The 23,864-nt window shown below is 65.8% G+C and carries 20 protein-coding genes; 10 read left to right on the top strand and 10 right to left on the bottom strand.

The window, feature by feature from the left end; all coding sequences use genetic code 11:
* Nucleotides 1-617 precede the first annotated feature (617 nt).
* The 6 genes from rpmH to rsmG all read left to right on the top strand — a co-directional run bounded on the left by rpmH (nt 618) and on the right by rsmG (nt 4,180).
* On the top strand, nt 618-761 hold the full coding sequence (rpmH, locus tag ACQP1G_RS46080) for a 50S ribosomal protein L34 (RefSeq protein ID WP_083898281.1): 144 nt from the start codon (nt 618-620) through the stop codon (nt 759-761).
* 21 nt (nt 762-782) lie between these two features.
* Nucleotides 783-1,214, top strand: a complete 432-nt coding sequence (gene rnpA, locus ACQP1G_RS46075) for a ribonuclease P protein component (RefSeq protein ID WP_433197084.1) — start codon at nt 783-785, stop codon at nt 1,212-1,214.
* Nucleotides 1,211-1,561, top strand: a complete 351-nt coding sequence (gene yidD / locus ACQP1G_RS46070) for a membrane protein insertion efficiency factor YidD (protein WP_433197082.1) — start codon at nt 1,211-1,213, stop codon at nt 1,559-1,561. The genes rnpA and yidD overlap by 4 nt, the downstream gene beginning before the upstream one ends.
* A gap of 4 nt (nt 1,562-1,565) precedes the next feature.
* Nucleotides 1,566-2,657, top strand: coding sequence for a membrane protein insertase YidC (gene yidC, locus ACQP1G_RS46065; RefSeq protein WP_433197080.1), 1,092 nt, complete (start codon nt 1,566-1,568; stop codon nt 2,655-2,657).
* Between the two features lie 146 nt (nt 2,658-2,803).
* The gene (locus ACQP1G_RS46060; protein WP_433209456.1) at nt 2,804-3,334 is read left to right on the top strand and encodes a protein jag; all 531 of its coding nucleotides are present in this window, start codon (nt 2,804-2,806) and stop codon (nt 3,332-3,334) included.
* 117 nt (nt 3,335-3,451) lie between these two features.
* Nucleotides 3,452-4,180, top strand: a complete 729-nt coding sequence (gene rsmG / locus ACQP1G_RS46055) for a 16S rRNA (guanine(527)-N(7))-methyltransferase RsmG (protein WP_433197078.1) — start codon at nt 3,452-3,454, stop codon at nt 4,178-4,180.
* A 79-nt stretch (nt 4,181-4,259) separates the two neighbouring features.
* On the opposite strand, the gene ACQP1G_RS46050 is transcribed toward rsmG, so the two are convergent.
* Nucleotides 4,260-4,517 carry a hypothetical protein gene (locus ACQP1G_RS46050; protein ID WP_433197076.1) on the bottom strand — a complete coding sequence of 86 codons (258 nt, stop codon included), beginning with the start codon at nt 4,515-4,517 and terminating at the stop codon, nt 4,260-4,262.
* A 309-nt stretch (nt 4,518-4,826) separates the two neighbouring features.
* Here ACQP1G_RS46050 and ACQP1G_RS46045 point away from each other — a divergent pair, with 309 nt between their 5' ends.
* The 3 genes from ACQP1G_RS46045 to ACQP1G_RS46035 all read left to right on the top strand — a co-directional run bounded on the left by ACQP1G_RS46045 (nt 4,827) and on the right by ACQP1G_RS46035 (nt 7,914).
* Nucleotides 4,827-5,777: a ParA family protein gene (locus ACQP1G_RS46045; protein WP_433209453.1), complete on the top strand. Its 951-nt coding sequence runs from the start codon at nt 4,827-4,829 to the stop codon at nt 5,775-5,777.
* A 68-nt stretch (nt 5,778-5,845) separates the two neighbouring features.
* Entirely contained in the window at nt 5,846-6,892 is a 1,047-nt protein-coding gene (locus tag ACQP1G_RS46040) for a ParB/RepB/Spo0J family partition protein (protein ID WP_433197074.1), read from the top strand.
* Between the two features lie 290 nt (nt 6,893-7,182).
* Entirely contained in the window at nt 7,183-7,914 is a 732-nt protein-coding gene (locus ACQP1G_RS46035; protein ID WP_433197072.1) for a GNAT family N-acetyltransferase, read from the top strand.
* 112 nt (nt 7,915-8,026) lie between these two features.
* Here the strand turns inward: ACQP1G_RS46035 and ACQP1G_RS46030 are convergent, their stop codons facing one another.
* The 8 genes from ACQP1G_RS46030 to ACQP1G_RS45995 all read right to left on the bottom strand — a co-directional run bounded on the left by ACQP1G_RS46030 (nt 8,027) and on the right by ACQP1G_RS45995 (nt 20,783).
* Complete coding sequence (locus tag ACQP1G_RS46030) at nt 8,027-9,223, bottom strand: N-acetylmuramoyl-L-alanine amidase (protein WP_433197070.1); 1,197 nt, start codon at nt 9,221-9,223, stop codon at nt 8,027-8,029.
* A gap of 186 nt (nt 9,224-9,409) precedes the next feature.
* Nucleotides 9,410-9,736: a thioredoxin gene (gene trxA / locus ACQP1G_RS46025; protein WP_433197068.1), complete on the bottom strand. Its 327-nt coding sequence runs from the start codon at nt 9,734-9,736 to the stop codon at nt 9,410-9,412.
* Nucleotides 9,737-9,768: 32 nt separating this feature from the next.
* The gene (gene trxB, locus ACQP1G_RS46020) at nt 9,769-10,755 is read right to left on the bottom strand and encodes a thioredoxin-disulfide reductase (protein ID WP_433197066.1); all 987 of its coding nucleotides are present in this window, start codon (nt 10,753-10,755) and stop codon (nt 9,769-9,771) included.
* A 243-nt stretch (nt 10,756-10,998) separates the two neighbouring features.
* Nucleotides 10,999-11,847, bottom strand: a complete 849-nt coding sequence (locus ACQP1G_RS46015) for a hypothetical protein (protein WP_433197064.1) — start codon at nt 11,845-11,847, stop codon at nt 10,999-11,001.
* A gap of 102 nt (nt 11,848-11,949) precedes the next feature.
* Nucleotides 11,950-12,534: an RNA polymerase sigma factor SigM gene (sigM, locus tag ACQP1G_RS46010; RefSeq protein ID WP_433197062.1), complete on the bottom strand. Its 585-nt coding sequence runs from the start codon at nt 12,532-12,534 to the stop codon at nt 11,950-11,952.
* A 357-nt stretch (nt 12,535-12,891) separates the two neighbouring features.
* Nucleotides 12,892-17,340: a lipid II flippase MurJ gene (locus ACQP1G_RS46005; protein ID WP_433197060.1), complete on the bottom strand. Its 4,449-nt coding sequence runs from the start codon at nt 17,338-17,340 to the stop codon at nt 12,892-12,894.
* Nucleotides 17,341-17,523: 183 nt separating this feature from the next.
* Nucleotides 17,524-20,250, bottom strand: a complete 2,727-nt coding sequence (locus ACQP1G_RS46000; RefSeq protein WP_433197058.1) for a DUF6049 family protein — start codon at nt 20,248-20,250, stop codon at nt 17,524-17,526.
* Complete coding sequence (locus tag ACQP1G_RS45995; RefSeq protein ID WP_433197056.1) at nt 20,247-20,783, bottom strand: NUDIX hydrolase; 537 nt, start codon at nt 20,781-20,783, stop codon at nt 20,247-20,249. Before ACQP1G_RS45995 ends, ACQP1G_RS46000 begins: the two co-directional genes overlap by 4 nt.
* Nucleotides 20,784-21,495: 712 nt before the next feature.
* On the opposite strand from ACQP1G_RS45995, the gene ACQP1G_RS45990 reads away from it, so the two are divergent.
* On the top strand, nt 21,496-22,926 hold the full coding sequence (locus tag ACQP1G_RS45990) for a CCA tRNA nucleotidyltransferase (RefSeq protein ID WP_433197054.1): 1,431 nt from the start codon (nt 21,496-21,498) through the stop codon (nt 22,924-22,926).
* A 33-nt stretch (nt 22,927-22,959) separates the two neighbouring features.
* Here ACQP1G_RS45990 and ACQP1G_RS45985 read toward each other — a convergent pair whose 3' ends face one another.
* A complete protein-coding gene (locus tag ACQP1G_RS45985; protein WP_433197052.1) occupies nt 22,960-23,775 on the bottom strand; it encodes a hypothetical protein in 816 nt (271 codons plus the stop codon).
* Between the last annotated feature and the right edge of the window lie 89 nt (nt 23,776-23,864).

Below are 23,864 nucleotides of genomic sequence, written 5' to 3'. Positions count from 1 at the left end.
GCAGTTTCCTCCCCGGAAGTAGGCGATAGGAGCAGACGGTCGGGGCATGCGGACTATCGACCGTGGATATGTCGATGTTGTGATTCCGCGTACGCCCGTAACCGGTTCGGACGCTGCCCGGATCCCCTATCCGGGCGGCGGCGTGGCACCGTCGGCCCTACGAATATGCCACTCCAGGGGTCTTTCCACACAATTATCCACAGATGTGGAGAACCCTGGGGAAATGTGAAACGGGGTTGCGCTCTGCCGCTATATGGCCTGGACCTGCGGTTCTGCAGCAATCTCCTGGCTACGTACGTTAGCGGCCGCCGTGTCCGATGGCTAGGGGTGTGGACGAACTCACGGTTATACCCAGGATGCGTGACTCCGGCCGAGCGGTGGTGAGCGGCATCGGAACGGGTGGGCCGAGTTTGACCCGTACTTTGCCGATCAGTACCCTCGTACAGTCACCCCTTGGTGCGGTGGCGGTCTTGTGCTGACCGTGTCGGGTCGATCGACCTCGTGCGCCAGGACCGACGCGCATCGATGATGACCACCTCGCGATTCATCGCGCAAAGACGTATCACTGACAAACTTTGGGCGCCGAACGGTGCCCACCTACTCGAGGAGTGTTGACCGTGGCCAAGGGCAAGCGGACGTTCCAGCCGAACAACCGTCGTCGGGCGCGTGTCCACGGCTTCCGTCTCCGGATGCGCACCCGCGCTGGTCGCGCCATCGTTTCCGCGCGACGCGGCAAGGGCCGCAAGTCCCTTACTGCCTGACCCTCGCTCTCGGACGCTCGGGTGTTGCCTGAGCCGTATCGGTTGCATCATCGTGCCGACTTCTCCCGGACGGTGCGCCGCGGCCAGCGAATCGGGAGGCGAGATCTGGTCGTACACGCGCTCGTGCACGGGTATGACGGAGTCGTGGGCGTGAGTGGACGACAGAGCGATGCGGCAGTGGCCGGATCGTTGGTCCGCGTGGGCGGTCCGCGGTTCGGATTGATTGTCAGCAAGGCGGTGGGCAACGCGGTGATTCGTCACCGCGTCGCCCGCCGCCTGCGTCATATGTGCGGCCAGGTGATCGCCGAGCTGCCCGCCGATGCCGACATCGTGATCCGTGCGCTGCCCGGTGCGGCGACCGCGGATTCGGCGGATCTACTCCGCCAGCTGCGTGCCGCGGTGCGCAAGCTCGATATCGCCCGTCCATCGGCTACCGTGGCCGGTGCGGGATGAGTGCTCGCGCCACCGTCGCTCGGCTTCCCGCGAACACGGTGATTTTCCTGATCGAGCTGTACCGAACGTACGTCTCCCCCATGCGCCTGCCGGTGTGCCGTTTCACCCCGACCTGTAGCGAATATGCGGTGACCGCGTTACGCACCCGTGGCCTGTTCGTCGGCCTCGGATTGACGGTCGTGCGATTGGCTAAATGTGCACCCTGGCACCCTGGAGGGTGGGACCCCGTTCCGGAGCGCAAGACGCGCGGACGGAACGAGGCAGCCGCCGACCCGGAGTCGGCGCCACACGCTTGTAAAGGATCACCGCGCGCGGTGATCGGCGACACGAACGACGGGAGTGCATAGAGCCGTGCTCGACTTCATTTATTATCCGGTGTCCTGGATCCTCTGGTTCTGGCATCGGGTCTTCGGGTTCGCGTTCGGCGCGGACAATGGACTCACCTGGGCTCTGGCCGTGGTGTTCCTGGTGTTCACGCTGCGCCTGGTGCTCTATAAGCCGTTCGTCAAGCAGGTGCGCACCACCAAGCAGATGCAGGAGCTGCAGCCCCAGATCAAGGAGCTGCAGAAGAAGTACAAGAACGATCGCCAGAAGATGGCGACCGAGATGCAGAAGCTGCAGAAGGACCACGGCTTCAACCCGTTGATGGGCTGCCTGCCGATCCTGGCGCAGGTGCCGGTCTTCCTAGGTCTGTTCCATGTGCTGCGCTCGTTCAACCGCACCGGCACCGGCATCGGCCAGCTCAGCATGTCGGCCTACGACAACGCGCATACGCCGAACTATGTCTTCAGCGCCACCGACGTCCAGTCGTTCTTGAGCGCGCGGATCTTCGGCGCACCCATCTCGGCCTACATCACCAGCCCGCCGAGCCAGCTGCAGGCGTTCGCCGATTACGGCGGCGTACCGACCAAGCTGAGCATCGCGCTGGTCTCCATCCCGCTGATGGTGATTGCCGGTCTGGCAACGCACTTCAACGCGCGCGCCTCGGTCGCACGGCAGAGCCCGGAGGCCGCGGCCAACCCGCAGTCGGCCATGATGAACAAGCTCGCGCTGTGGGTCTTCCCGCTCGGTGTGCTCGTCGGTGGTCCGTTCCTGCCGATCGCCATTCTGCTCTACTGGGTCTCCAACAACATCTGGACCTACGGACAGCAGCACCTCGTCTTCGGCCGCATGGCGAAGGAAGATGAAGTCAAGAAGCAGCAGAAACTGGAGCAGCGCGCACAGAACGCGCCGAAGCCGGGTGCCAAGCCGGTCAATGTCAAGAAGAAGCAGTCTCCAGCCGATGCGGCACCCGTCGATGCCGACGCGGCGGTCGAAGCGGCCGACGCAGCACCGTCGACGAACGGCACCTCGAAGTCTCCGACCAAGGCGGGACAGCGGCGCTCGGGCGGTCAGAAGCGACCGGGCAACCGTGGGCGACCCAACCAGAAGCGACGGCGCTGACATATCGCGCGCCTGCGGGATCTCTGAGCAACCCTGTTCGCGTTCTCCGATCGGCGCCAGTCGTCGGTCGCGCGCGATGAGCAGATGAAGGAAATCAAATGACTGTTGAAACCGACGGAGGGGACGCCACTGTGGCGACGACGACGATGGTGAACGACACGGCCGGTCATGACGTCGATGCGGGGACCGAACCCGCCGACGCCGCGAACGATTCCGAGGAAGCCCTGATCGAAGAGGGCGAAATCGCGGGCGACTACCTCGAGCAGTTGCTCGATGTGCTCGACTTCGACGGCGATATCGATCTCGATGTCGAGGGCGACCGCGCCATCGTGAGCATCGATGGCGGCCGCGATCTCTCGAAGCTGGTTGGCCGCAACGGTGAAGTGCTCGACGCGCTGCAGGAGCTGACCCGCCTGGCCGTACAGCAGGCCACCGGGGTGCGCAGTCGGCTGATGCTGGACGTGGCGGGCTGGCGCGCCAAGCGCCGCTCGGAACTGAGTGCGCTCGGCACGGCCGCCGCGCAGCGGGTGCTCGAATCGGGTAAGCCGGAGCCGCTGGCGTCGATGACTCCATTCGAGCGCAAGATCGTGCACGATGCCGTCGCCGCGGTCGACGGCGTCAGCAGTGAGAGTGAAGGCGTGGAGCCGAACCGGCACGTTGTCGTGGTGCCTTCCTGAATCCCACGTTGTGATTGGATAGGGCCTCTGGTCTTCGGACCGGGGGCCCTCGTCATATCTCGGCTGCTCTCCCCTCCCCCGCCTCACCGCCGCACTGAACGACTCGAGTTCGGAAGGATGTTTCACGTGGAACGAGATCTCGCTGGAATCACCGCATTGCCGGATGAGCTGGAGCCCCCGGCCGCGGCTGCAGTGGTGTTCGGTGACCGGCTAGATCTCGCGCGCCGGTATTGCGCCGCACTAGCCACCGCCGGAGTCGAGCGTGGCCTGATCGGTCCCCGCGAGGTGTCGCGGCTCTGGGATCGACACATCCTCAACTGTGCCGTGGTCGGTGAGTTGATGGCCGAGGGTACGACCGTGGTCGATATCGGCAGTGGCGCAGGACTGCCCGGAATCCCGTTGGCGATCGCTCGGCCGGACCTCCGGATTACTTTGGTGGAGCCGCTCCTACGCCGCACCATCTTTCTGAGCGAGTTCATCGAGGCGGCCGGACTCGATGTCACCGTGGTGCGCGGGCGGGCCGAACAATCGGGCGTGACGAAGGAAGCGGGCGGTGCAGATGTGGTGACCTCCCGTGCGGTCGCCCCGCTGGCGAAGCTGGCGCAGTGGTCCATTCCTCTCCTTCGTGACCACGGGAGGATGCTCGCGTTGAAGGGGGTCAGTGCAGCCGAGGAGCTCGAGCGCGACGGGGACGCCTTGGTGAAGGCGGGCGCGGGGAATGCGAAGGTTCTCGAATGTGGAGCCGGACTCGTCTCCACTCCCACTCTCGTGATCAGCGCCGAGCGACTGTCGCGAGCCGAGCGTCCCTCGCGGCGTGCGGGCAAGTCGGCACGGAAGTCGAAGTAGCCCATTCGATTCGGGCCAATGTTTCATGTGAAACAACGCCCGTGGAGTCTTGAATCCGGACGGCTTCCGACGCCAAGCTTCACGTGACGTTTTGAACCTGGTGCCATCGTATGGGGAAATCGATGACCCGGATTGCGCCAGCCTGATCGAGCGCGAGAGCGCCGAGCTTGTCACGCGCGCCGACACTCTCGGTGCTCGCGGGCGAGGGACGACGACGCGACGACGCGTCCCATGTTTCATGTGAAACATGATCCGGACGCCGATCCAGGACTTCATGTTTCATGTGAAACAGCGATTCGGGCGCGCCAATCATGTGTGCGGCAGCGAGATTCGACACAGATTCGCGTGTCCTTTGCGCGTTGCCGCGATTCAGCTTTCTAATCACGCTCCGTGCTGGCAAGCTAGTGAGCGTCGGGCGTGAGCGTTGATGCCACGGAGGGATCTGGGTGTTACAGCGGCGAGACTCCGCTCGGTCGATCGGGCGCCGCGGTCCCGATCGAGCATCATGTTCGATCCGACACAGCTATTTATGACACGGCGCCAAATTCGGTCGGGCGCACGTGATCTGAGGTTCTCGCGTTAGGAGCTGTCTATGTCGAGCGGTCCGGCGAATGTTTCACGGGAAACGACGTCGCGCGTGCCGGGGATGCTGGACTCCAGCACCTTCGATGCGGAGGCATTCGGAAGCACACCGTTCGGGCACATCTCCCCCAGTGAGACCCCGATAGCGGCCGAAGCCCAACGCGCGAGCCAGATATTGCATCCAGGAAAGGTGACAGTGCCGAAACCGTACGAGCAACGCATCATCACCATCGCCAATCAGAAGGGAGGCGTCGGTAAGACGACAACCACCGTGAATCTCGCGGCCGCCCTTGCGCATCAGGGGATGACGGTTCTCGTGATCGATCTGGATCCACAGGGCAATGCCAGCACCGCTCTCGGCATCGAACATCACTCGGGCGTCCCGTCCAGTTATGAACTGCTGATCGGTGAGGTGTCGGTCAAGGATGCGATCCAGCAGAGTCCGCACAACGAGCGCCTGCTGTGCATTCCGGCCACCATCGATCTGGCCGGTGCGGAGATCGAATTGGTTTCCATGGTGGCCAGGGAGGGGCGGCTCAAGGCCGCCATTCAGGAGGCCAATATCGCCGGGTACGACATCGACTACGTGATGATCGACTGCCCGCCGTCGCTGGGTCTGCTCACCGTCAACGCCATGGTCGCGGCCAAAGAGGTCCTCATCCCGATCCAGTGCGAGTACTACGCGCTAGAGGGCGTCGGGCAGCTGCTCCGCAATATCGGTCTGGTGCAAGCGCATCTGAATCCCGAACTCCATGTATCCACGGTGATCCTCACGATGTACGACGGTCGGACCAAGCTGGCCGACCAGGTCGCCGAGGAGGTGCGCGGGCACTTCGGTGATGTGGTGCTGAAGTCGGTGATCCCCCGCAGTGTCAAGGTATCCGAGGCGCCGGGCTACGGCCTGACGGTGCTCGATTATGATCCAGGCTCCCGGGGCGCGATGAGTTATCTGGACGCCGGTCGTGAGATGGCCGCGCGGTCGGTGGTCCGACCCGGTGCGGCAGAGCGCGCGTAATGATCCAACGGGATCACGTGATTGATCGGGTGCAGTGTGGTGGCGAACGAGGAAAGGGTCGATAACCGATGACTCAGGCGAAGAAGGGTGGGCTGGGGCGCGGACTTGCCGCGTTGATTCCGACGGGGCCCGCGGCCACACCGGGTCTCGGTGCCACACCGGGTCTCGGTGCCACACCGGGTCTCGGCAGTGCCGCGGCCAATGTCGTCATCGGAATCGACCCGATCGGGCCGCAGCCGGCATCGGCTTTCCTGCACCGAGTCCCCGACCCCAGCGATGAGCAGCTGTCGGATGGCGGCGCCACCTATCGCGAGATTCCGCCGGAGCAGATCGCACCGAATCCGAAGCAGCCGCGCCACGTCTTCGAGGAGGACGCGCTCGCCGAGCTGGTGCACTCCATCAAGGAATTCGGCCTGATGCAGCCCATCGTGGTGCGTCGGCTGGAGCCGGGGGTGGATAAGTATCAGATCGTCATGGGTGAGCGCCGTTGGCGTGCTTGCCAGGAGGCCGGGCTAGCGGCCATTCCGGCCATTGTCCGCGAGACCGCGGACGACGCGATGCTGCGCGATGCCCTCCTGGAGAACATTCACCGGGTGCAGCTGAATCCGCTCGAAGAGGCGGCCGCCTATCAGCAGCTGCTCGAGGAATTCGATGTCACCCATGAGGAATTGGCTTCGCGAATCGGTCGATCTCGACCGGTCGTGACGAATATGATTCGCCTGTTGAAATTGCCGATCCCGGTGCAGCGTCGGGTGGCGGCCGGTGTTCTCTCCGCCGGACACGCTCGCGCGCTGCTCGGTCTCGAGGCAGGCGCCGACGCCCAAGAGGTACTTGCCGCCCGCATCGTCGCCGAGGGATTGTCGGTCCGGGCCACCGAGGAAGCCGTCACCCTGGCGAACCGGGATCCGGATACGGCCGCTCCCCCGGCAGCCCGGCGTAAGCCGATTCATATGCCGGGGCTGCAGGATGTGGCCGAGCGGTTGTCGGAGTCCTTCGATACCCGCGTCACCGTGAGCCTCGGCAAGCGGAAGGGCAAGATTGTTGTCGAATTCGGTTCGGTCGAGGATCTCGAGCGCATCGTCGGCATGATGGAACATCAGCAGCTCGGCACGTAACAGAAGTGGCAAAAATCGCCCTGTGTTTCCCGTAGGCACGTCCTCAGCGTCGAAACGTCACTGTGACGGCGCGGGAAAACGGCCCCCGGACAGGCTCCTTACCAACAGCACAGCGGCGAGAGCGACGGGCCGAAGGCGGTGCCCTGCGTAGTCACGTAGGGCACCGGGAACGACGCAAATCAAACACAGCGACTGGAATGAGGCGGGTTCTCTTTGATCGCTTATTCTTGCTGGCGAGTGAATGCAGCGTGAGTGTGGATGAATCGGATAGCTGGAGGCTGAGCAGAGCGGTGTCGACCAGCGTCACAGCACTAACCCTCGGCGGACTCGACAAGTTACCCGCGCATGCGCGGCGTTGCGTGTTCTGGGAGATCGATCCGGCCCTCGCCGCGACGTCCCGCGAGTTCAGTGATCCGGTCTTCGAGAAGGAGGCCTGGCTCTCCACGGTCATGCTGGAATGGGGTTCGTGCGGTCAGGTCGCGAATGTGGACGGCAAGGTCGCGGGGTGTGCGCTGTATTCGCCACCGAGTGCCGTACCGCGCGCCGCCCTCTTCCCCACATCGCCGGTAAGCCCGGACGCGGTCCTGCTGACCACGCTGCGGGCCGAATTCCCCCACCAGGATGCCGACATAGCCCAGCGGCTCATGACGGCCGTGGTGGCCGATCTGGTACGTCGCGGCGTGCGTGCGCTGGAGGCCTTCGGGATTCGCACCGAGCCACCGGCGACGGCGATGTCGGATCGTTCGCTCGGTTCGATGCGGTTGATGGAGCGGATCGGCTCACCGGTCCGGGATGCGGCCTCGGCCGGTTCGGCGACCGAATGCTCGCCGGAGACCTGCATGATCGAGGCCGACTTCTTGGAGGATGTCGGCTTCGAAGTGGTGGCGCCACATCATCGTTTCCCCCGACTGCGCTTGGAGCTCAACTCCGATCACGGCTGGAAGGAAGACGTGGAGCGGGCACTCGATCAGCTGCTCGCGGCCGCCTCGCTGACGGTCCCCTTCCGCGTCGGAGCGCCCTGAGACTCCCCCCCGCACAGAACCGGTGCGCCCCTGCTGACGGATTGTCGGCAGGGGCGCACTCGTGTGGCTATTGATCAGTAGATCGTAATGTGTTGGGCCGGGATGTAATTCACTACATGCGGTCGGCCGCGGCCAACTCCTCCGCCAGCAGTTCGGCGAAAGTGTATGTGCCCGTTGGCTGATCGTCCTGCCCGAGTAGATAGAGCCGCTTCACCGAGATGAGGATGGCTTCGGCGATAACATCGCGCATCCGGGGATTGGTGAGCACCGATGCGTCGTATTCGTTGGTGAGATAACCGATATCGACCTGCACGGTCGGCATTTTGGTGAGCCGCAGCAGATCCCACGTGCGTGCGTGAGTTCGGCAGTCCTGCAACGAGGTTCGCGCGACGACCTCACGCTGGATGAATCCGGCGAGCACCTGGCCGATCATCGACACCGAGCCGTGCGAGTTGCCGAAATGGAAGCCGGCGACACCATTGGCCGACGGGCTCGGGTTGGTCGCGCAGCGAAGCGAGATCATCAGATCGGCATCGAAGGCATTGGAGGTGTCGGCGCGCTCGGCGTCGGTCGGATTCGCACCCCAGGGCCGCGACAGGAAGGTTTCCATGCCGGTGGCGGCCATCCGGCCCTCCAGCCTGCTGGCCAGATCCCACAGGATCTCCGACTCATAGACGTCGCCGTATTCGGTCGGCACCGGGAAACCCTTATCCGGGCCACCGAGGCCGGGATCGATGACGATCCGCTTACCGGTCAGCTGTGGACCGGCCCGGTGCACGACCTCCTCCTCGGCGATCCGGTGCGGATTGCCGCCGGTGACGCGCGCGCCGAGCAGCTCGAGTGAGCGCAGTGTGTCCGGACCACAGATACCGTCCGCGGCCAAGCCGATCTCCCGCTGGAATGCGGTCAGGGCGTCATGGGTATGCGGTCCGAAGTAGCCGTCGACGCGGTGCACGTAGAAACCGAGGTCCTGCAGCTTGCGCTGCAGGGTTGCCACGTCGTCGCCGTAGAGCGGTGCGGAGAGCTGGTAGATCAGCGTGCGGGCGCCGAGCCGATACGAAGCTTCCTTGAGCGCCCGGTACGTTGCCGGTCCGACGACGCCGTCGACCAGCAGTCCGCGGTGCTGTTGGAAGGCGCGAACCGCCGAGTCGAGCTGGCGATCGAAGGAGGCGTCGGTATCTTTCCAGTACTCTCGCGGATCAGCGTGATCGGCTGCGGCGGAGTGCGTGTGCAGAAACCCGAGACTTGCCAGGGTGCTCCGAACCTCGGCGACGGCTGGACCGGTATCGCCGTGACGAAGTCGGTGCATGCGTGAGAGCCCTTTCCTTCCGTCAACCCGGGTACCCACTCATGCGATGGCTACACACCTTCGCACGACCGGAGGTCGGTCGATTGTCTCAGACCCGGACCGGAATTCAGCAATTCCCGGCGTCCAGGCATCCTACGGCGCGTCGTCGAATGACGGCGTTCTTTGGACGTGTCGATTTATGAAACGTCAGATAATGCCGTCGAGTTCACGCAGCAGGGCGGCTTTGCCCTTCGCACCGACGATTTGCTTAACCGGCTTACCACCGGAAAACAGCATCATAGTGGGCAGCGAAAGGATCTTGTAATCGCGGGCGGTATCCGGGTTGGCGTCCACGTCCAGCTTGGCCACGGTCAGCTTATCCGCGTGCGTGCCCGCGATCTCCTCCAGTACGGGGGCGACCATCTTGCACGGACCGCACCAGTCCGCCCAGAAGTCGACCAGTACGGGCTTCTCGCTGAGCAGCACGTCGTCGGCGAAGGACGCGTCGGTCACGGTTACCGTGTTTTCGGACATGGCTATCTCCTTGTAGTGCAAAAGTGATGAGATCAGTTGGCGGGCACGCCAACCGGGTTACCGGCGTGATCCAGGGTGTTCGCGGTGATGTCACCCTGTTCGGCCAGCCAGCGCTCGGCGTCCATCGCGGCGCGACAGCCGGTGCCCGCGGCCGTGATGGCCTGACGGTAGGTATGGTCGACCAGATCGCCCGCGGCGAAGACGCCGGGCACCTTGGTCGCGGTCGACGGGTGCTCCACCTGCACGTAGCCCTCGTCGTCCAGTTCCACCTGGCCCTGGACCAGGTCGCTGCGCGGGTCGTGGCCGATCGCCACGAACAGACCGGTCGCGGGCAGTTCGGAGGTCTCGCCGGTGCGGGTGTCGCGCAGTGTCAGGCTCGTCACGCTGGTATCGCCGTTGACCTCGGCGACCTCGGCATTGAGTACGAACTTGATCTTCTCATTGGTCTTGGCGCGCTCCAGCATGATGCGCGAAGCACGGAATTCCTCGCGGCGGTGCACGATGGTCACGCTGCTGGCGAACTTGGTGAGGAAGGTCGCCTCCTCCATCGCGGAGTCGCCGCCGCCGACCACCACGATGTCCTGGCCCTTGAAGAAGAAGCCGTCGCAGGTGGCACAGGCGCTGACGCCGCGGCCGAGCAGCTTCTGCTCACCGGGAACGTTCAGATAACGCGCGGCCGAGCCCATGGCGAGGATCACGGCATAGGCCTGGTAGGTCTCATCGCCGACGGTGACCGTCTTGATCGGGCCGCTCAGGTCGATGGCGTCCACGTCCTCGGTGCGGATATCTGCGCCGAACCGCTTGGCCTGCTCGCGCATCTCCTCCATCAGGTCCGGGCCCATGATGCCGTTGCGGAAGCCAGGGAAGTTCTCGACGTCGGTGGTGGTCATCAGCGCGCCACCGAACTGGGTGCCCTCGAAAAGCAAAGGCTGGAGTTCGGCGCGGGCGGCGTAGACGGCAGCCGTGTAACCGGCGGGTCCGGAGCCGACGATGATCAAGTCGCGAACTGCGGTGCTCATGTGACCCTTCCGAGGGGAGTTTCGTTAGACGTGTCGGTCAACAACAGGGTAAACGGTGTTGTTCCCAACGTGATGCGGCACAACCGCCCGACGTGAACCAGCCCACTCACCGATGATGTTCGCGCGTGTTCTCCCCCGCCAGGCACTGATTCGCCAGTGAATCGTCGTGCGAGGAGCCGAACGTTGCGGGTCGAGTCGCACGATGGCCGTGACGCGGCTGGTCGGCGCGGATACCTTGTGGGGCTAACCGATATCGGTAAGTGCCAACTGTTGGGGATCGTTGGCGCCGCAACCTATTCCGACGACCAGTGCGGTGATCTTGTGCGGGCGCGGGCCGGTCAGCAAGATCAGGACGGCGTCCTTGCCCCGGAAGGTGGTATTGGTCGAGCCGAGCACGGTGCGGTCCAGGCCGTTGGCGTGTACGCAGCGATTCAGGGCCGCCGGGGTGCCGAGTACGCCGGTGACGTCGTTGCGACCGAGTGCGGTGAGTGCGACCGTGGCGTTGAGTTCGTCACCGAGTTGGACGTTGCCGGTGGTCGGTTGCGCGGTCGGCGCGACCTCATGTCCGCGCATGGTCGCCACGGCGATCGCGGCGCAGGCCACGGCCGCGATGAGGGCCGCCGCGGCAGCGAGCCAGCGGAGTCGGCGCGGGCGACGGTCCACGAGCGGGATCGGCGCGGTGAAGGGTTCCGGATGGGTGTCGGAAACCGGCCGCGTCTCGGAAACCATTGTGTCGTCGGCGGATTCGGGCCGCCCGGCGACCGACGTTCCGGACCATGTGGCGGTCGAGGGCAGGTGGTGGATGGTCGCGACCCGCTCGGTGGGCTCTTCGGCCACGTCGAGGCCGTCGACGAACTCTTCCAGCCGGGCCGCGATATCGGCGGGCATCGCGTGCATGATGCGTTCGTCGCGGCCGAGGGCGCGTAGTTCGGCGCTGACGTCGTCGAGCGAATTCAGGAAGCGTAGGGCCTCCGGATCGTTGCGGACCACAGGCCACAGCTGCTCGCTGAGTTCCGGCGCGACATTGTCGGCGTGTAGGTCGGCAAGCAGTTCCGCTGAGAACGGAGGCTGCGGAACGGACCGGGTCGCCATCACACCTCCGTGGTTCTCGAGTGGATATCGCGGGAGCCCGCACGTCGCGGGCACTGCGAATACATCGTCTGGTTGTCCGTCACTATTAATGACGCATCTCGGCTACTTCCGGTTCCCCGGATCGCGCAGAAATTCCAAACGTTCTTGTAGCCGCTGGCGACCGCGCGCACATCGGCTTTTGATCGTCCCCTCCGGAACGCCGAGCAGTGCCGCCGTTTCGGCGACACTACGCCCCTCCAGTTCTACCGCCACCAAGGCGGCCCGCTGATCCTGCGGCAGCGTGAACAGGGCGCGGTCGATCACCAGCGACATCTCCAGCTCGGCGATATCGTCCCTGGTGTCCTTCGGTTCCGGCATGGTCTCCGGCGACAGCGATACGGCTCGGCGGGTCTTATTGCGCCGGATCCGGTCCAGGCAGGCGTTCACCACGATGGCGTGCAGCCAACTGCGCACCTCGGCCTCCGCGCGGAACGAGGCGGCGGTGCGGTGTGCCGAGAGCAGGGCGTCCTGGAGCGAGTCGGCCGCGTCCTCGCGGGTGTAGGAGGTGCGCAAGGCGGTCTGCCAGAGATGGTCGTTATGGCGGCGCAGCAGTTCGGCGAAGGCGTGGCGCTGACCGCGCACATGGGCCTGCAGCAGTTCGACGTCGGTGAACTCATCGGGGATGAACGAACGCTCTCGGAACGCCACAGGCCGCGCCTTCCCCCCGTGGGATTCCTCGTTCAGTTCGGACGGCAAAACCAACCCCTTGGACAGCTCTCACGCGACGACGGGCGCGATCGACCATCATCGAAGATTTCGCAGCATCCAGGATCGAACAACCAGAACCCGGGGAGCTCCCCTGCTGAGAGCGCGGAACGATCATATCGTCAGTAAGGATTCAGCAGCAAGCGAAGTGCTGGGGATCCGAATGCCCGGGGAATCGACACCGGCGGGCGGGATGCGAAGAGCGACAACTGATTTCGCAGGATAACGCGACACTCGACCTGAAAGCAGCTGTCGCGGTACTTACTTGGATGGACTAGAGGTACGCAGAGGCGGAGGAACTCAAGCCGCGGCGTCGAAGCGGAGATCGGCGATCGAGGTCTGGAACTGGCCACCGGAGTTGCCGAGGCCGGTGATCCACACGAGCACGTAGCGGGCTGCCTGATCGGCGTGAACCGGTATTTCGGTGACGCCGTTCTCTAGTCGCGCCGAGCCGATCAACTGGGTCTGATCCAGCGTCGGCGAGGCCGTCGGTGAGGTACGGATCTCGACCGATGTGCCAGGGCTCGGCGATTCGATCGAGACGCTGGTCAGCTTCGCCGGACTCGGCAGTGTGGCCAGCAGCCCGACGCCCTTCTTGAGCGCCGGGAACTGCTGGAAGTACTGATCGGTGCGCCAGACGGTGCCCGGATCGTGATCGAGCACCGCCCCCGTACCGCTGACATTGTCCGGAGTGCCCTCCGGGGAGAAGACCGTCACACCGGTCACCGGAACCGGCACCCCGCCCGTGGGGGTACCCGTGGCACCGCCGGTCGACGGTGCGGGTCCTGGTGAACTGTTCGTGGTGAGGCCGATATTGCGCTGCTCGTTGAGTGGGGCATCGGAGGCACCCGGTGCGAAGACGCTGACCATCCACCAGATGATGATGCCGACCACCAGCGCGGCCAGGATGCCGAGACCGACCATGATCCACATCATCCGCTGCGAGCGTTCCCGTTCCGCCGCAAGCAAATCCGGATCGGCGAGCGATTCTTCGGCACTGCTCGGCGGACGCTGACCGAGTCGCAGCACCGGGATGAAGTCGGTCTTCTGATCGACCACCGAGGCCTGTTCGAGCACATGCTGCACGGTCGCGGCGGTGCGTACACCCTTATTCGATTCCAGCGACCGAACCGCGACCGCCGAGATCTCGAAGGGCACCTCGGGTCTGATCTGCCGCGGCTCGACGGGGGTTCCGTCCGAGCCGAAATCGGCCAGCCGCAGCCCGCCGACCGTCGCCGCAGTGCCGGTCATACCGCCGGCGCGGATGGGCCAGCGTGCGGTGATCAGCGCGTAGAGCATGGCGCCGAGGCCGCGGACATCGGACTGCGCGTCGGAATCGGACAGCGTGCCGGGGAATGCCAACACCGCATCACCGGTCGCGCTGATCCGGACCCGATCCGGATGGTCGATGGACAGCGAACCACCGCCGCGATGCGCCAGCTCAGCCGCGGAGGCCAATGCCCGGATGGCCCTGGCCGCACCGATCGGCGAGGGCACCGTCTCGGCCATCTCGCGCAGCGACCGGCCCGGCGTCCATTCGGCCACCACGATGCCGCCGGAGCTGCCGCGCACCACATCGAGCACGCGGGCCAGGCCCGGCGAGTTGATCCGGCCGAGGCGCAGTGTGCGCGACAGAATGGCCTGCGGACCGTCGTGGCCGGAGTTGTCGGTGGCCTTCTGATCGGCGTCGACGAAGGTCAGCGCGACCTCGCGGTCGAGCTTGATATCGAGTGCCTGCCAGAACCTGAGCCCACGGGAGCCGCCGTGACCAGCGAGCAGCCGGTAGCGGCCGCCAGCAACCGATGCGCCCGGAATCAGCTTGGGGCCGCGCGGTGTGCGCCGACCGGCCGGATCGCCGCCGCCCATCGGCGGTAGCTGCGGCGGGATCGGGATCATCCCGGTGTCGTACATCGGATCGCGCTGCGGAGCCTCCCGCGGTTGCTCACCGGATCCGGACGCCGAATCATGCACCGGCGGACCATTATCGGCCGCCTGGTTCGCGTACCCGGGATCGGAGGCGTCCGCGGTGGGCGGAACATCTGTGGAGAGCCCACCTGCCTTGGTCACAGCAGATTCGGCGGCTGGGACGCCGCCCAGCGCCGCGTCGTCGCTCACCTTCGTTCCTCCTTCGCCCTGATATGTCGAAGTTCCGGCGAACTCGCCACTTGTGCTTCTCTGCCGAACAGGGTACGGGAACTCGCCCATACCGGTGCTGTCAACGGCATGAGCTCTGATCACGGGTAGCACCATGGTCTGGGCATCCATGTACGGGTCGAAACCAGGGTATGCCACATACGGATCGGGCCGCCGGAACACCTGCGTCGCGTACTCGTCCTCGACCGGACCATCGAGGTCGAGATCCGGGGCGGGCGGGGTGAAGCCGAGGCGCCGGGAGATGGCAACGGTGATCGCGACGATCTCCGGAATACCAGCCAGTCGCATCAGCCCGAAGGCGACGGCGAACATGACGATCGCCGATAGCGTCACCCGGATCAGCGAGCCGGGTCCGCCGGAGAGCCGGTCCAGCCCGAGCACCTTGTCCACGATGAGCATCACCGCGCCGCCCGCGATCGAGGCCAGCAGGACGCGGGTCACCGTGCGTCCGACATTGACCATGCGCAGATCGCCGAGACTGCGGTGCAGTAGATAGCCGCCGATGATGGCACCGGCCAGGAAGCCGAGACCGGTCGCGACACCGAGGATGATCACGACCTGATCGCTGCTGCTCGCGAGGAACGGTGCCAGCGCCGAGAACAGGATCTTGATCGTGGTGATGCCGAGGATGATCCACGTCGGCGTCCACGCCTGCTCCCTGGCGTAGAACACGCGCAGGTGGATCAGCACCAGGGAGTACGGGATCAGCGCGAAGGCCGACCAGCTCACTGCTTCACCGAGACGTTCGGCGTCACCGGAAAAGCGTGCGTAGCCGAACAGCGCCTCGCCCACCTGCGGTCCGGCCAGCGTCAGGAAGGTGACGACGGGCACCAGAGCGATCATGGTCAACCGGGTCGCGACGGAGAGATCGTCCACGACGGCCGGGGTGTCGTCGGCGGCCGCGTTGCGGCTCAGTCGCGGCATGATCGCGGTCAGCAGCGTGACACCGAGTACGCCGTAGGGCAATTGCAGCAGCAACCAGGCATTGGTATAGATCGCTGGTCCGGCCTCGTCGGCCGCCGATGCGATGTGATTCGAGACGATCAGACCGACCTGGCTGATCACCACGTACAGGATGATGGCCGAGCCCATCTTGCCGAACTGCTTGAGCCGCGCATCGACACCCCACAGCGGCCGCAGATCGATGTGATTGCGCCGGATCGCGGGCAGCAGACTCAGCGCCTGGGTGGCCACGCCGACGGTGATGCCGCCGCCGAGGACCAGCAGTTTCGGATCACTCATCCGGACCGGATCCAGCGTGATCTCACCCGGCGTCAGGGCATATAGGGCCAGCACGACGAGCACGACGACGTTGTTCAGCACCGGCGCCCACGCGCCCGGCTTGAAGTTCTGCCGGGTATTCAGGATCGCCGTGAACAGCGCCGACATGCCGTAGAACAGGATGGCGGGCACCAGTAGATAAGTCAGTGCCGTCGTCAGTTCGGTATTGACCTTGCCGTCCGAGGAGACGAAGACGCGGGTGGCTAGTACCGGCGTCGCCGCCGCGGCGAACAGGGTGGCCGCGGCGAGTACCGCGAAGGCGGCGGTCACCAACCTGCGGACGAACGCGACGCCGCCATCGTCGTCCTCTTGTTCGGCGCGCACCAGCGTCGGCACCACCATCGCGGTCAGTACCGCGCCGAGGACGAGCTCGGTGATCATATTCGGGATCAGGTTGGCCGAGGTGTAGGCACTGGCGATGGCCGGGCCGAGCGCGGTCAGCAGCAGTAGCTGTTTGCCGAAGCCGGTTATCCGGCTGATCAGCGTCGCGATCGCGATCGAACCGGAGTCGCGCAGCAGTCGCGAACTCGCGCTCTGCTTGGTTTCGGTGGCGACCGCATTCGAGGCGGATGCGGCCGGCCATTCCTCGGTCCGAGGTCGGCTGCCCGGCTCCCGGGGTGGGCGCTGTCGCTCTACCGGGGGCTGTCGATCGATCTGCTGTCGCTCGGGTCGCGGTCGTTCGATCGGCGGCTGGCGCGTCGCGGCGGGCTGCGGCGGCGGTGTCTGATAGCTCGGCCGCGGTGTCTGATAGTTCGGCGGCGGCGCGAAACGCTGGGGTGGCACCCGCGGCGGCCGCCCCGACGGTCCGGGGACCGGCTGGCCGGGCGGCATCGGGCGCTGCCGGGCCGGGCCGGGCGGTGGCTGCGTGGCCGGATATTGGCGCTGGCCCGGATGCGATTGCTGGCTCGGATGCGGCCGGGGTTCGGGATATTGCTGCGGGTCCGGATATTGCTGCGGGTCCGGGTACTGCTGCGGTTCCGGATACTGCGGGGGGCGGGGGCCCGGCCGCTGCGGTGCGGATTGGCGCGGCAGCGCGCCGGAGGGTGGGGCCATCGGCCCGGTGGGCGGCTGTACGACGCGCGGTGCCGGGCGGGCCGGTGGCATCGGACGCTGTGGCGGCCCGGGACGACTCACCTGCGGTACGCGCGGCGAATCGCCGTAACGGTCATCGGGAGTCATGTCCGCGTCCTCCGGTTCTTCCGGTGGCTGCGCCAGGCGCCGTTCCCAGGGGGCCGCGGGCGCCCGGCGGGCCTGGGGTCCGTCGGGCCGATCAACAGGTCGTTGCCGATGAGCGGATAGATCATCGTCGCTCATCGTGCCTCCTGCGCCATGCTGTCCCCCGACACCCGGCCGATGACGTCCAGGGTGTTACGCGATTGTCCTCCACGATGCCATGAGTGGTGCGGGGTCGGTACCGATCAAGGGCGGCCGACTGGTTGCAGGTCGGTCGAAGAGGCACGGCGACGACAGCCGAGCGCGAGCGAGCGGTCGTCGTCTTCATCTCGCCTCCTGATGCTCCTGCTGCTGTAGTACGCGTTGGCGTGCACGCCGATACCTGTTCACTCGGCGCCGGGTGCCCGGATCGAACCCTTCGTCGGCCGGATCCGGCTGTCCGTGGAACCGTCGCCACAACCGGCGCCCGGCCAACAGGAACAGCAGTATTCCGGCACACGCCGTAATTATTGCCAAGGTCTGACCGTAGGCGTTCGAACGCACCGATACCGAAGTGGGATTGCCGAGTGCGATCCCATCGGGCGTGGTAAGGGAGATCGGGATGACCAGGTTACGGCTATCGCTGACCTCGGTCGGAATCTGGAACGACCGACTCCCGGTGGGCGGCAGCGTTTCCTCGCCGGGATCGGTGATCTTCGTCTCCGCTGGTGCCTCGATCCGGAACCTGATCCGAATGGCGACCGGCAGGTCGTTGCGGGCGACCAAGAGCAGCGGGCTCTGTTCGGAGGCCAGCGTGTAGACCCCGCCGGGCGGCAGTACCGTGACCGAACCGTAGAGCCGGTCCATCGTGCGCGTCGTCTGGTCGAGACGGCGCTGGGCATAGGTGTCCGGCTGCGCGGAGTCACCGGAGCGGCGGTCCGAGAGCGTCATTAGGCGCAGCAGATCATCGCGCAGCGGGGTCAGGAATTGGCGCGGTGTCGGCTCGGCCTCGGGCACCTCGACGAGTGCGCGCATGAGTTCGGTGATCCGGTGTCCCTGGTCGCGGACCGGGACTACGAAGCGTTCCGGGACAGCGTCATGGGCGGCCTGCGGCAAGTAGTCGGGTTCGTATGGCTGTGCGTCGGGCGGCTCGGCAACCAATTCGGCGAGCGTGCGCGGGGTGGCGAGATTGTTGTGCAGCAGCAGTTCGACCTGTTTGAGGACTGCGGTGGCCTCGTCCCGGTTCGCGCCCCACTGCTGCGGCGGCACCAGCAATAACGAACGCGGCCGATTCGGTTCCGGGTTCAGCGCGGTCCAGGTGATGGCGCCCAGCGCGTCCTGCAGCCGGGCCATCCGGGAGTCGTTGGTGACGTCGTAGCGAACCCGGGACGGGGTGAACGACGGTGTCGGCGGATTGGAGCCGACCGCGGCGAGGGCGGTCGCGGACCAGATGTCGAAGGTCGCCGCGTGCAATGCCGGGTCGGCGGGCGCAGTCGCTGGCGGGGGCGGGGTGCCGGGGGGCGGTGTGCTGGTGGTGGACGTGCCCGACGTCGAGGTGCTGGGTGCTGGTGTTGCGCTGGTCTGCGGTTCCGGTTCGGGTGTCGCCTCGGGCGTACCGTTCGGTGTAGCGGGCACCGGTGCGATTTCGGCGAGCCGGACCACATCGGGCGTACTCGTCTCCGGCAGCGGCTGGCTCGCGGTGCTCTGGTTGGCGGTGCTCTGATTGCCGGTGCTGTTGCGCCCCGTGGTCGTCGGCGGCTGCGATGCCGCGGTAGTACCTGCGGTGCCGAGCGGGACGGCCGCAGTGTCGGCCAGTACGGCGGTCCCGAAACCGTGGCTGCGCAACAACATTCCCGCGCTCTGATCGATGGAGCCGGAATCGGGCACGCTCACCCCGCGCACCGTTTTGGTGGCCAGGATCGAGTCGACGATATCGGCGGGTGCGTCCAGCGCTCGCGCGGACAGGTCCGCATCATTGACCGCGGCCAGTGCCGTGACATCGACCTGCGCGAACGGCAGTGCGACGGTGCAGACCGACGCGGCGACGGCGCGCAGCCGGTCCAGCCAGGTCTGGGCCTGATCAGCTCCAGCGCCAGCCCGGGTCGCGCCGTCCGGATCGGACGGGCTGGCCAGCACGCGATAGCCCTTGGTCATCGCCTGCGCGGTGATCAGCAGATCGGGATCGACGCCGACGCAGACCGCCGATGTCAGCGTCCGATCGCGAGTCGCCGGATTGGTGCCGAGCACCGACTCCAATGCGCCGAGCAATTGGTCGAGGCGCCCACCCTTGCCCAGCGACGCGGCCAATTCGTCATCGGTGAGCTCGGCCTTCCCATTGACCGAGCCGGGGACACCCGCCACCAGTCGCGGGCGGTCGGCCAGCGGCCACAGCAGCGTCGTCGCCACCGGTGCATCCGGGGCGGCGGGCACCGGCTGGGTCGCCGCACCGGAGGTGTCGGCCGCGGGCGGGACGCCGAGTACCGGGAGCAGGAACCGGGCATCGTCGAGGCGGGCCTGGGTGCCGTAGGCCGGTTCCCCGTTGACATTCAGCAGCAGCGGATAGACGCCGGGCTTGCTGATATCGAGCGCGGTGGAGCTGCCGGAGCGCAGCGCGATGCTGATCGTGAACTGTTTGCGCTGGCCCGGGCTCAAACGTTCGGCGACATCCTCGAACGGTCCGGTCACGTCGTAGTTGACCTGGTCGAGGCGCAGTGTCGAGCGCAGCGCGCTCGGTGTCGCGACCGCGGCGGCGCGCTGGACGCGGACGCTGACGTCGTCGACCACCCGATCACCGATATTGGTGACGGTGCCCGCAACCGTCAGGGTGGGGTCGCTGGTTGTGGTCACCGCGGCCGGATTCACCGAATCCAGGGTCAGCTTCAGGAATTTCGGCGACGACGAACTATTCGGCGTCGTCGGCTGGGCGGCGGCGTGCTGGGCGATCAACACCGGTAGCGCCGTCACCGAGCCGAGAATGGTCAGGACCGCCACGATGATCCGGAACAGGCCCACCCGTCGCCCGGCCACCACCCCCAACGGAATCGCTGCGCGATGCCGAAAAGTCTGGGTCATCGCTTGCCGGTCTCCATCCGGTCGATCATCCGGTTCGCCACTTCGGCGAGGCGTCGCTCATCGGCGTAGGCCAGCCGAGAATCCAGTTCGCTCAACGGAACCCATGCGACCTGTGTGACCTCGACATCGGCGTCGGAGAGTTCACCACCGATGGAACGCAGCAGAAAATGATGCACGGTCTTATGTACCCGACGACCCTCGGTGACGAACCAGTAATCGATGCTGCCGAGTTCGGCGACCACGATTCCGTTGATTCCGGTCTCCTCGGCGACCTCACGGATCGCCGTCTGCTCGGGTGTCTCCCCCTCTTCGATATGTCCCTTGGGCAGCGACCACAGCAGTCTGCCACGCCGATCGGTCCGCCCGATCAGCGCCGCACTGCGTTTTTCGCTCGGCCCGTCCAACCCGTCGACGACAAGTCCGCCCGCCGAGGTTTCCCGTACCGTGCGCATGCGCGGTTTCGCCGCGTTGGCGGCCGAACCGCGGCGCCGGGGCTGGCGGCGTCGACTGTTCGCGCGATCGGCCGGAGACACCACGCAATCCTACTGTGTTGGATTTGCAGCACCTGCGGTGCTGCGTGTTGGCGGCCCCCTGGTGTCTCGCGTCCGAGCCGTCGAGACTCGCGCCTGCGGCGCATGCGCTTCGACGACTCGGACGCGAGACGGGCCGCCAACGGTCGCTCGTAAGACTCGCTCCGTGGTGGTCGCTGATGTGTGGACGTTCGGCGCTGGGTGTACACCGGCCGAGTGGTCGGGACTCGTGCCTGCGGCGCATGCGCTCCGACGGCCCGGCTGAGCCGATGGCTGCTCGTTCGCTCGGACGCGAGACTGGCCGCCGACAGTTGCTCGTAAGACTCGCTTCGTGGTCGTCGCTGATGTGCTGATCGTTCGGCGCTGGGTGTACACCGGCCGAGTGGTCGGGCTCGTGCCTGCGGCGCATGCGCTTCGACGGCCCGGCTGAGCCGATGGCTGCTCGTTCGCTCGGACAGGAGACGGGCTGTGAACGTCGTTCGTAAGACTCGCTCCGAAATGGCTGCGTATCGCGAGTGATCGCGAGCTGGGTGTTGTGCGGATCCGGGGGCGCTCGGTCTTCATGTGCGGTACTCGATACTTATGTGCTGCCAGCTCGCCTCATGCGCTTGCCCTTATATATCTGTGGCGGCTCCGTGGGTTGCGCTGGAATATCGGTTGTGCGCGCTCGGTAAGCTGCTGTTTCGTGGTTTCGCCCAAGTCCGAGGATGCAGCGTTGGATCGACGTACCCGATTGCTGGCCGCGGCCGCGGTCACGCTCGGGCGGTTGTCCGATGTGCTGACGCCGCTGGGTGAGTTGTTCGCCGCGCGCGGCCATGAGCTGTACCTGGTCGGGGGCAGCGTGCGTGACGCCGTACTCGGGCGGTTGGGGACCGATCTGGATTTCACCACCGATGCCAGGCCGGAGCAGGTGCAGGAGTTGCTGCGCGGCTGGGCCGACTATTTGTGGGATACCGGTGGTCTGGCGTTCGGCACGGTCAGTGCGTCGAAGTCCGATCAGCAGTTGGAGATCACCACCTTCCGCAGCGACAGCTATGACCGGGTGTCGCGCAATCCCGAGGTCACCTTCGGTGATTCGCTCGAAGATGACCTGGTGCGCCGCGATTTCACGGTCAATGCGATGGCGGTGAAGATCGGGTCCGACGGGTCGCTGGAGTTCGTCGATCCGCTCGGCGGAATGGACGCGCTGCTCGCCGGAATGCTGGATACGCCTGCGGCGCCGGAGGATTCGTTCAACGACGATCCGCTGCGCATGCTGCGGGCGGCGCGTTTCGTCGCGCAGCTCGGCTTCGAATTACATCCGCGGGTGCGGGCCGCGATCACCGCGATGGCGAGCGAGATCGAGCGGATCACCGCGGAGCGGGTACGCACCGAACTCGATAAGCTCATCGCCTCCGCACACCCCATCGACGGCATCAACGTCATGTGCGAGACCGGCCTGGCCCAGCTGGTGCTGCCCGAGGTGCCCGAGATGAAGCTGGAGATCGACGAGCACCACCAGCACAAGGACGTGTACTGGCATTCGCTCACCGTGCTGCAGCAGGCCATCGACCTGGAGGAGGGCGATCCGGACCTGGTGCTGCGCTGGGCCGCGCTGCTGCACGATATCGGCAAGCCCGATACCAAGCGCAACGAACCGGGCGGCGGCGTCAGCTTCCATCACCATGAGGTGGTCGGCGCGAAGATGGTCCGCAAGCGGATGCGAGCGCTGAAGTACCCCAAGCAGTTCACCGAGGACGTGGCGCGACTGGTGTTCCTGCACTTGCGTTTTCACGGCTACGGCAAGGGGCAGTGGACCGATTCGGCGGTGCGCCGCTATGTCACCGACGCCGATGATCTGCTACCTCGGCTGCACAAACTGGTCCGCGCCGACTGCACCACCCGCAATAAGCGCCGGGCCGCCGCACTGCGCGCCACCTATGACGAACTCGAGGTGCGCATCGCCCGGCTGCAGGAGCAGGAGGATCTGGACCGGGTCCGCCCGGATCTGGACGGCAACGCGATCATGGAACTGCTCGGCATTCCCGCTGGTCCCGAGGTCGGCAAAGCGTGGCGGTTCCTGAAGGAGCTGCGCCTGGATCGCGGACCGCTCAATAGGGACGAGGCCGAAGCCGCGCTGCTGGAATGGTGGAAGTCCCAAGGCTGAATGTTCAGGGCGGAAACCGGATTCGTGCGGGGATCAGAAGATGATCAGCGTGGTCCCGGCCACGATCGCCGAGCGGATCTGCGCGAGATCGAACGAACCGGTGATCTCCGGTAGTTCGACCCGGAAGCGCACCAGATCGCCCTCGCGGGTGGCGTGCACGATGCGTGCGTCGTTCGGCAGCCGATCCAGCAGGATCGCCGGGGAGGTCAGCATATTTCGCGGTATCCGCATGCCCAACCAGTTCGCCCGGTGGATTTCGACAGTCACCAGGTTGTCGCGCACCTGGGCCTCCACCAATGCGGTGATGCGGCGGTCTCGATGCTCGGCCCGGATCAATCCGCTCGCGTCGACGCTGAGTTCCCAGTCGAGCTGCTGGGTATTGAGCCAGCCGACCAGCGCCGCGGCGGTGACGGTTCCGTTCAGGTCCAGCTGCTGCACCCGGGCCTTCGTCGGCACGCCGGGCACCAGCCGGACACCGTGCGCGATTACGGTGACGTGTTCGATCGGGTGATCGTCCCAGCGCATATTGGACAGGACGGTTTTGGTCTGGAAATGCGCGCCGCGGCGGCGCACCTTGAGTACCTGCAGCGTCGCGTTCAGGTCATGGCCGAGCAAGGTGGCGGTGACCGCTTGGCCGCCGAACCGGCTGAGAATGCCCTCACTCAGCACCGTCATCAGTACGTCCGGCATCAGCGCGGTGACCGTGCCCGCACCGAGGTCGGCCACCGGATCCACCCAGGCGGTGGTGAACGAGAGCCATTGCTCCAGCAGGGATTGGTCGAAGAGTCGCTTCCCCAGGTCGACGGCCCGCATCGGTGACCATGACGTCGGATCGAAATACATGGCCATGATTGCTCCGAGCGTACTTGGCCTCGGCGAACACGACCATGTTCACGGCTGTGAACAGTGCGTATCCAGGGAATGACGTGGCTGCGCTC

It is taken from the genome of Nocardia sp. CA-107356, assembly GCF_050946365.1.
Taxonomy (GTDB): Bacteria; Actinomycetota; Actinomycetes; order Mycobacteriales; family Mycobacteriaceae; genus Nocardia.
Note: the sequence above shows the minus strand (reverse complement) of the source record. Positions and strands in the feature narration are given on the sequence as shown.

Coding starts and splice junctions, on each gene's coding strand:
- yidD (WP_433197082.1), top strand. CDS start 1,211: ATGAGTGCTCGCGCCACCGTCGCTCGGCTTCCCGCGAACACGGTGATT.
- ACQP1G_RS46060 (WP_433209456.1), top strand. CDS start 2,804: ATGGTGAACGACACGGCCGGTCATGACGTCGATGCGGGGACCGAACCC.
- rsmG (WP_433197078.1), top strand. CDS start 3,452: ATGTTTCACGTGGAACGAGATCTCGCTGGAATCACCGCATTGCCGGAT.
- ACQP1G_RS46045 (WP_433209453.1), top strand. CDS start 4,827: ATGCTGGACTCCAGCACCTTCGATGCGGAGGCATTCGGAAGCACACCG.
- ACQP1G_RS46040 (WP_433197074.1), top strand. CDS start 5,846: ATGACTCAGGCGAAGAAGGGTGGGCTGGGGCGCGGACTTGCCGCGTTG.
- ACQP1G_RS46030 (WP_433197070.1), bottom strand. CDS start 9,223: ATGCACCGACTTCGTCACGGCGATACCGGTCCAGCCGTCGCCGAGGTT.
- trxA (WP_433197068.1), bottom strand. CDS start 9,736: ATGTCCGAAAACACGGTAACCGTGACCGACGCGTCCTTCGCCGACGAC.
- trxB (WP_433197066.1), bottom strand. CDS start 10,755: ATGAGCACCGCAGTTCGCGACTTGATCATCGTCGGCTCCGGACCCGCC.
- ACQP1G_RS46015 (WP_433197064.1), bottom strand. CDS start 11,847: ATGGCGACCCGGTCCGTTCCGCAGCCTCCGTTCTCAGCGGAACTGCTT.
- ACQP1G_RS46005 (WP_433197060.1), bottom strand. CDS start 17,340: ATGAGCGACGATGATCTATCCGCTCATCGGCAACGACCTGTTGATCGG.
- ACQP1G_RS46000 (WP_433197058.1), bottom strand. CDS start 20,250: ATGACCCAGACTTTTCGGCATCGCGCAGCGATTCCGTTGGGGGTGGTG.
- ACQP1G_RS45985 (WP_433197052.1), bottom strand. CDS start 23,775: ATGGCCATGTATTTCGATCCGACGTCATGGTCACCGATGCGGGCCGTC.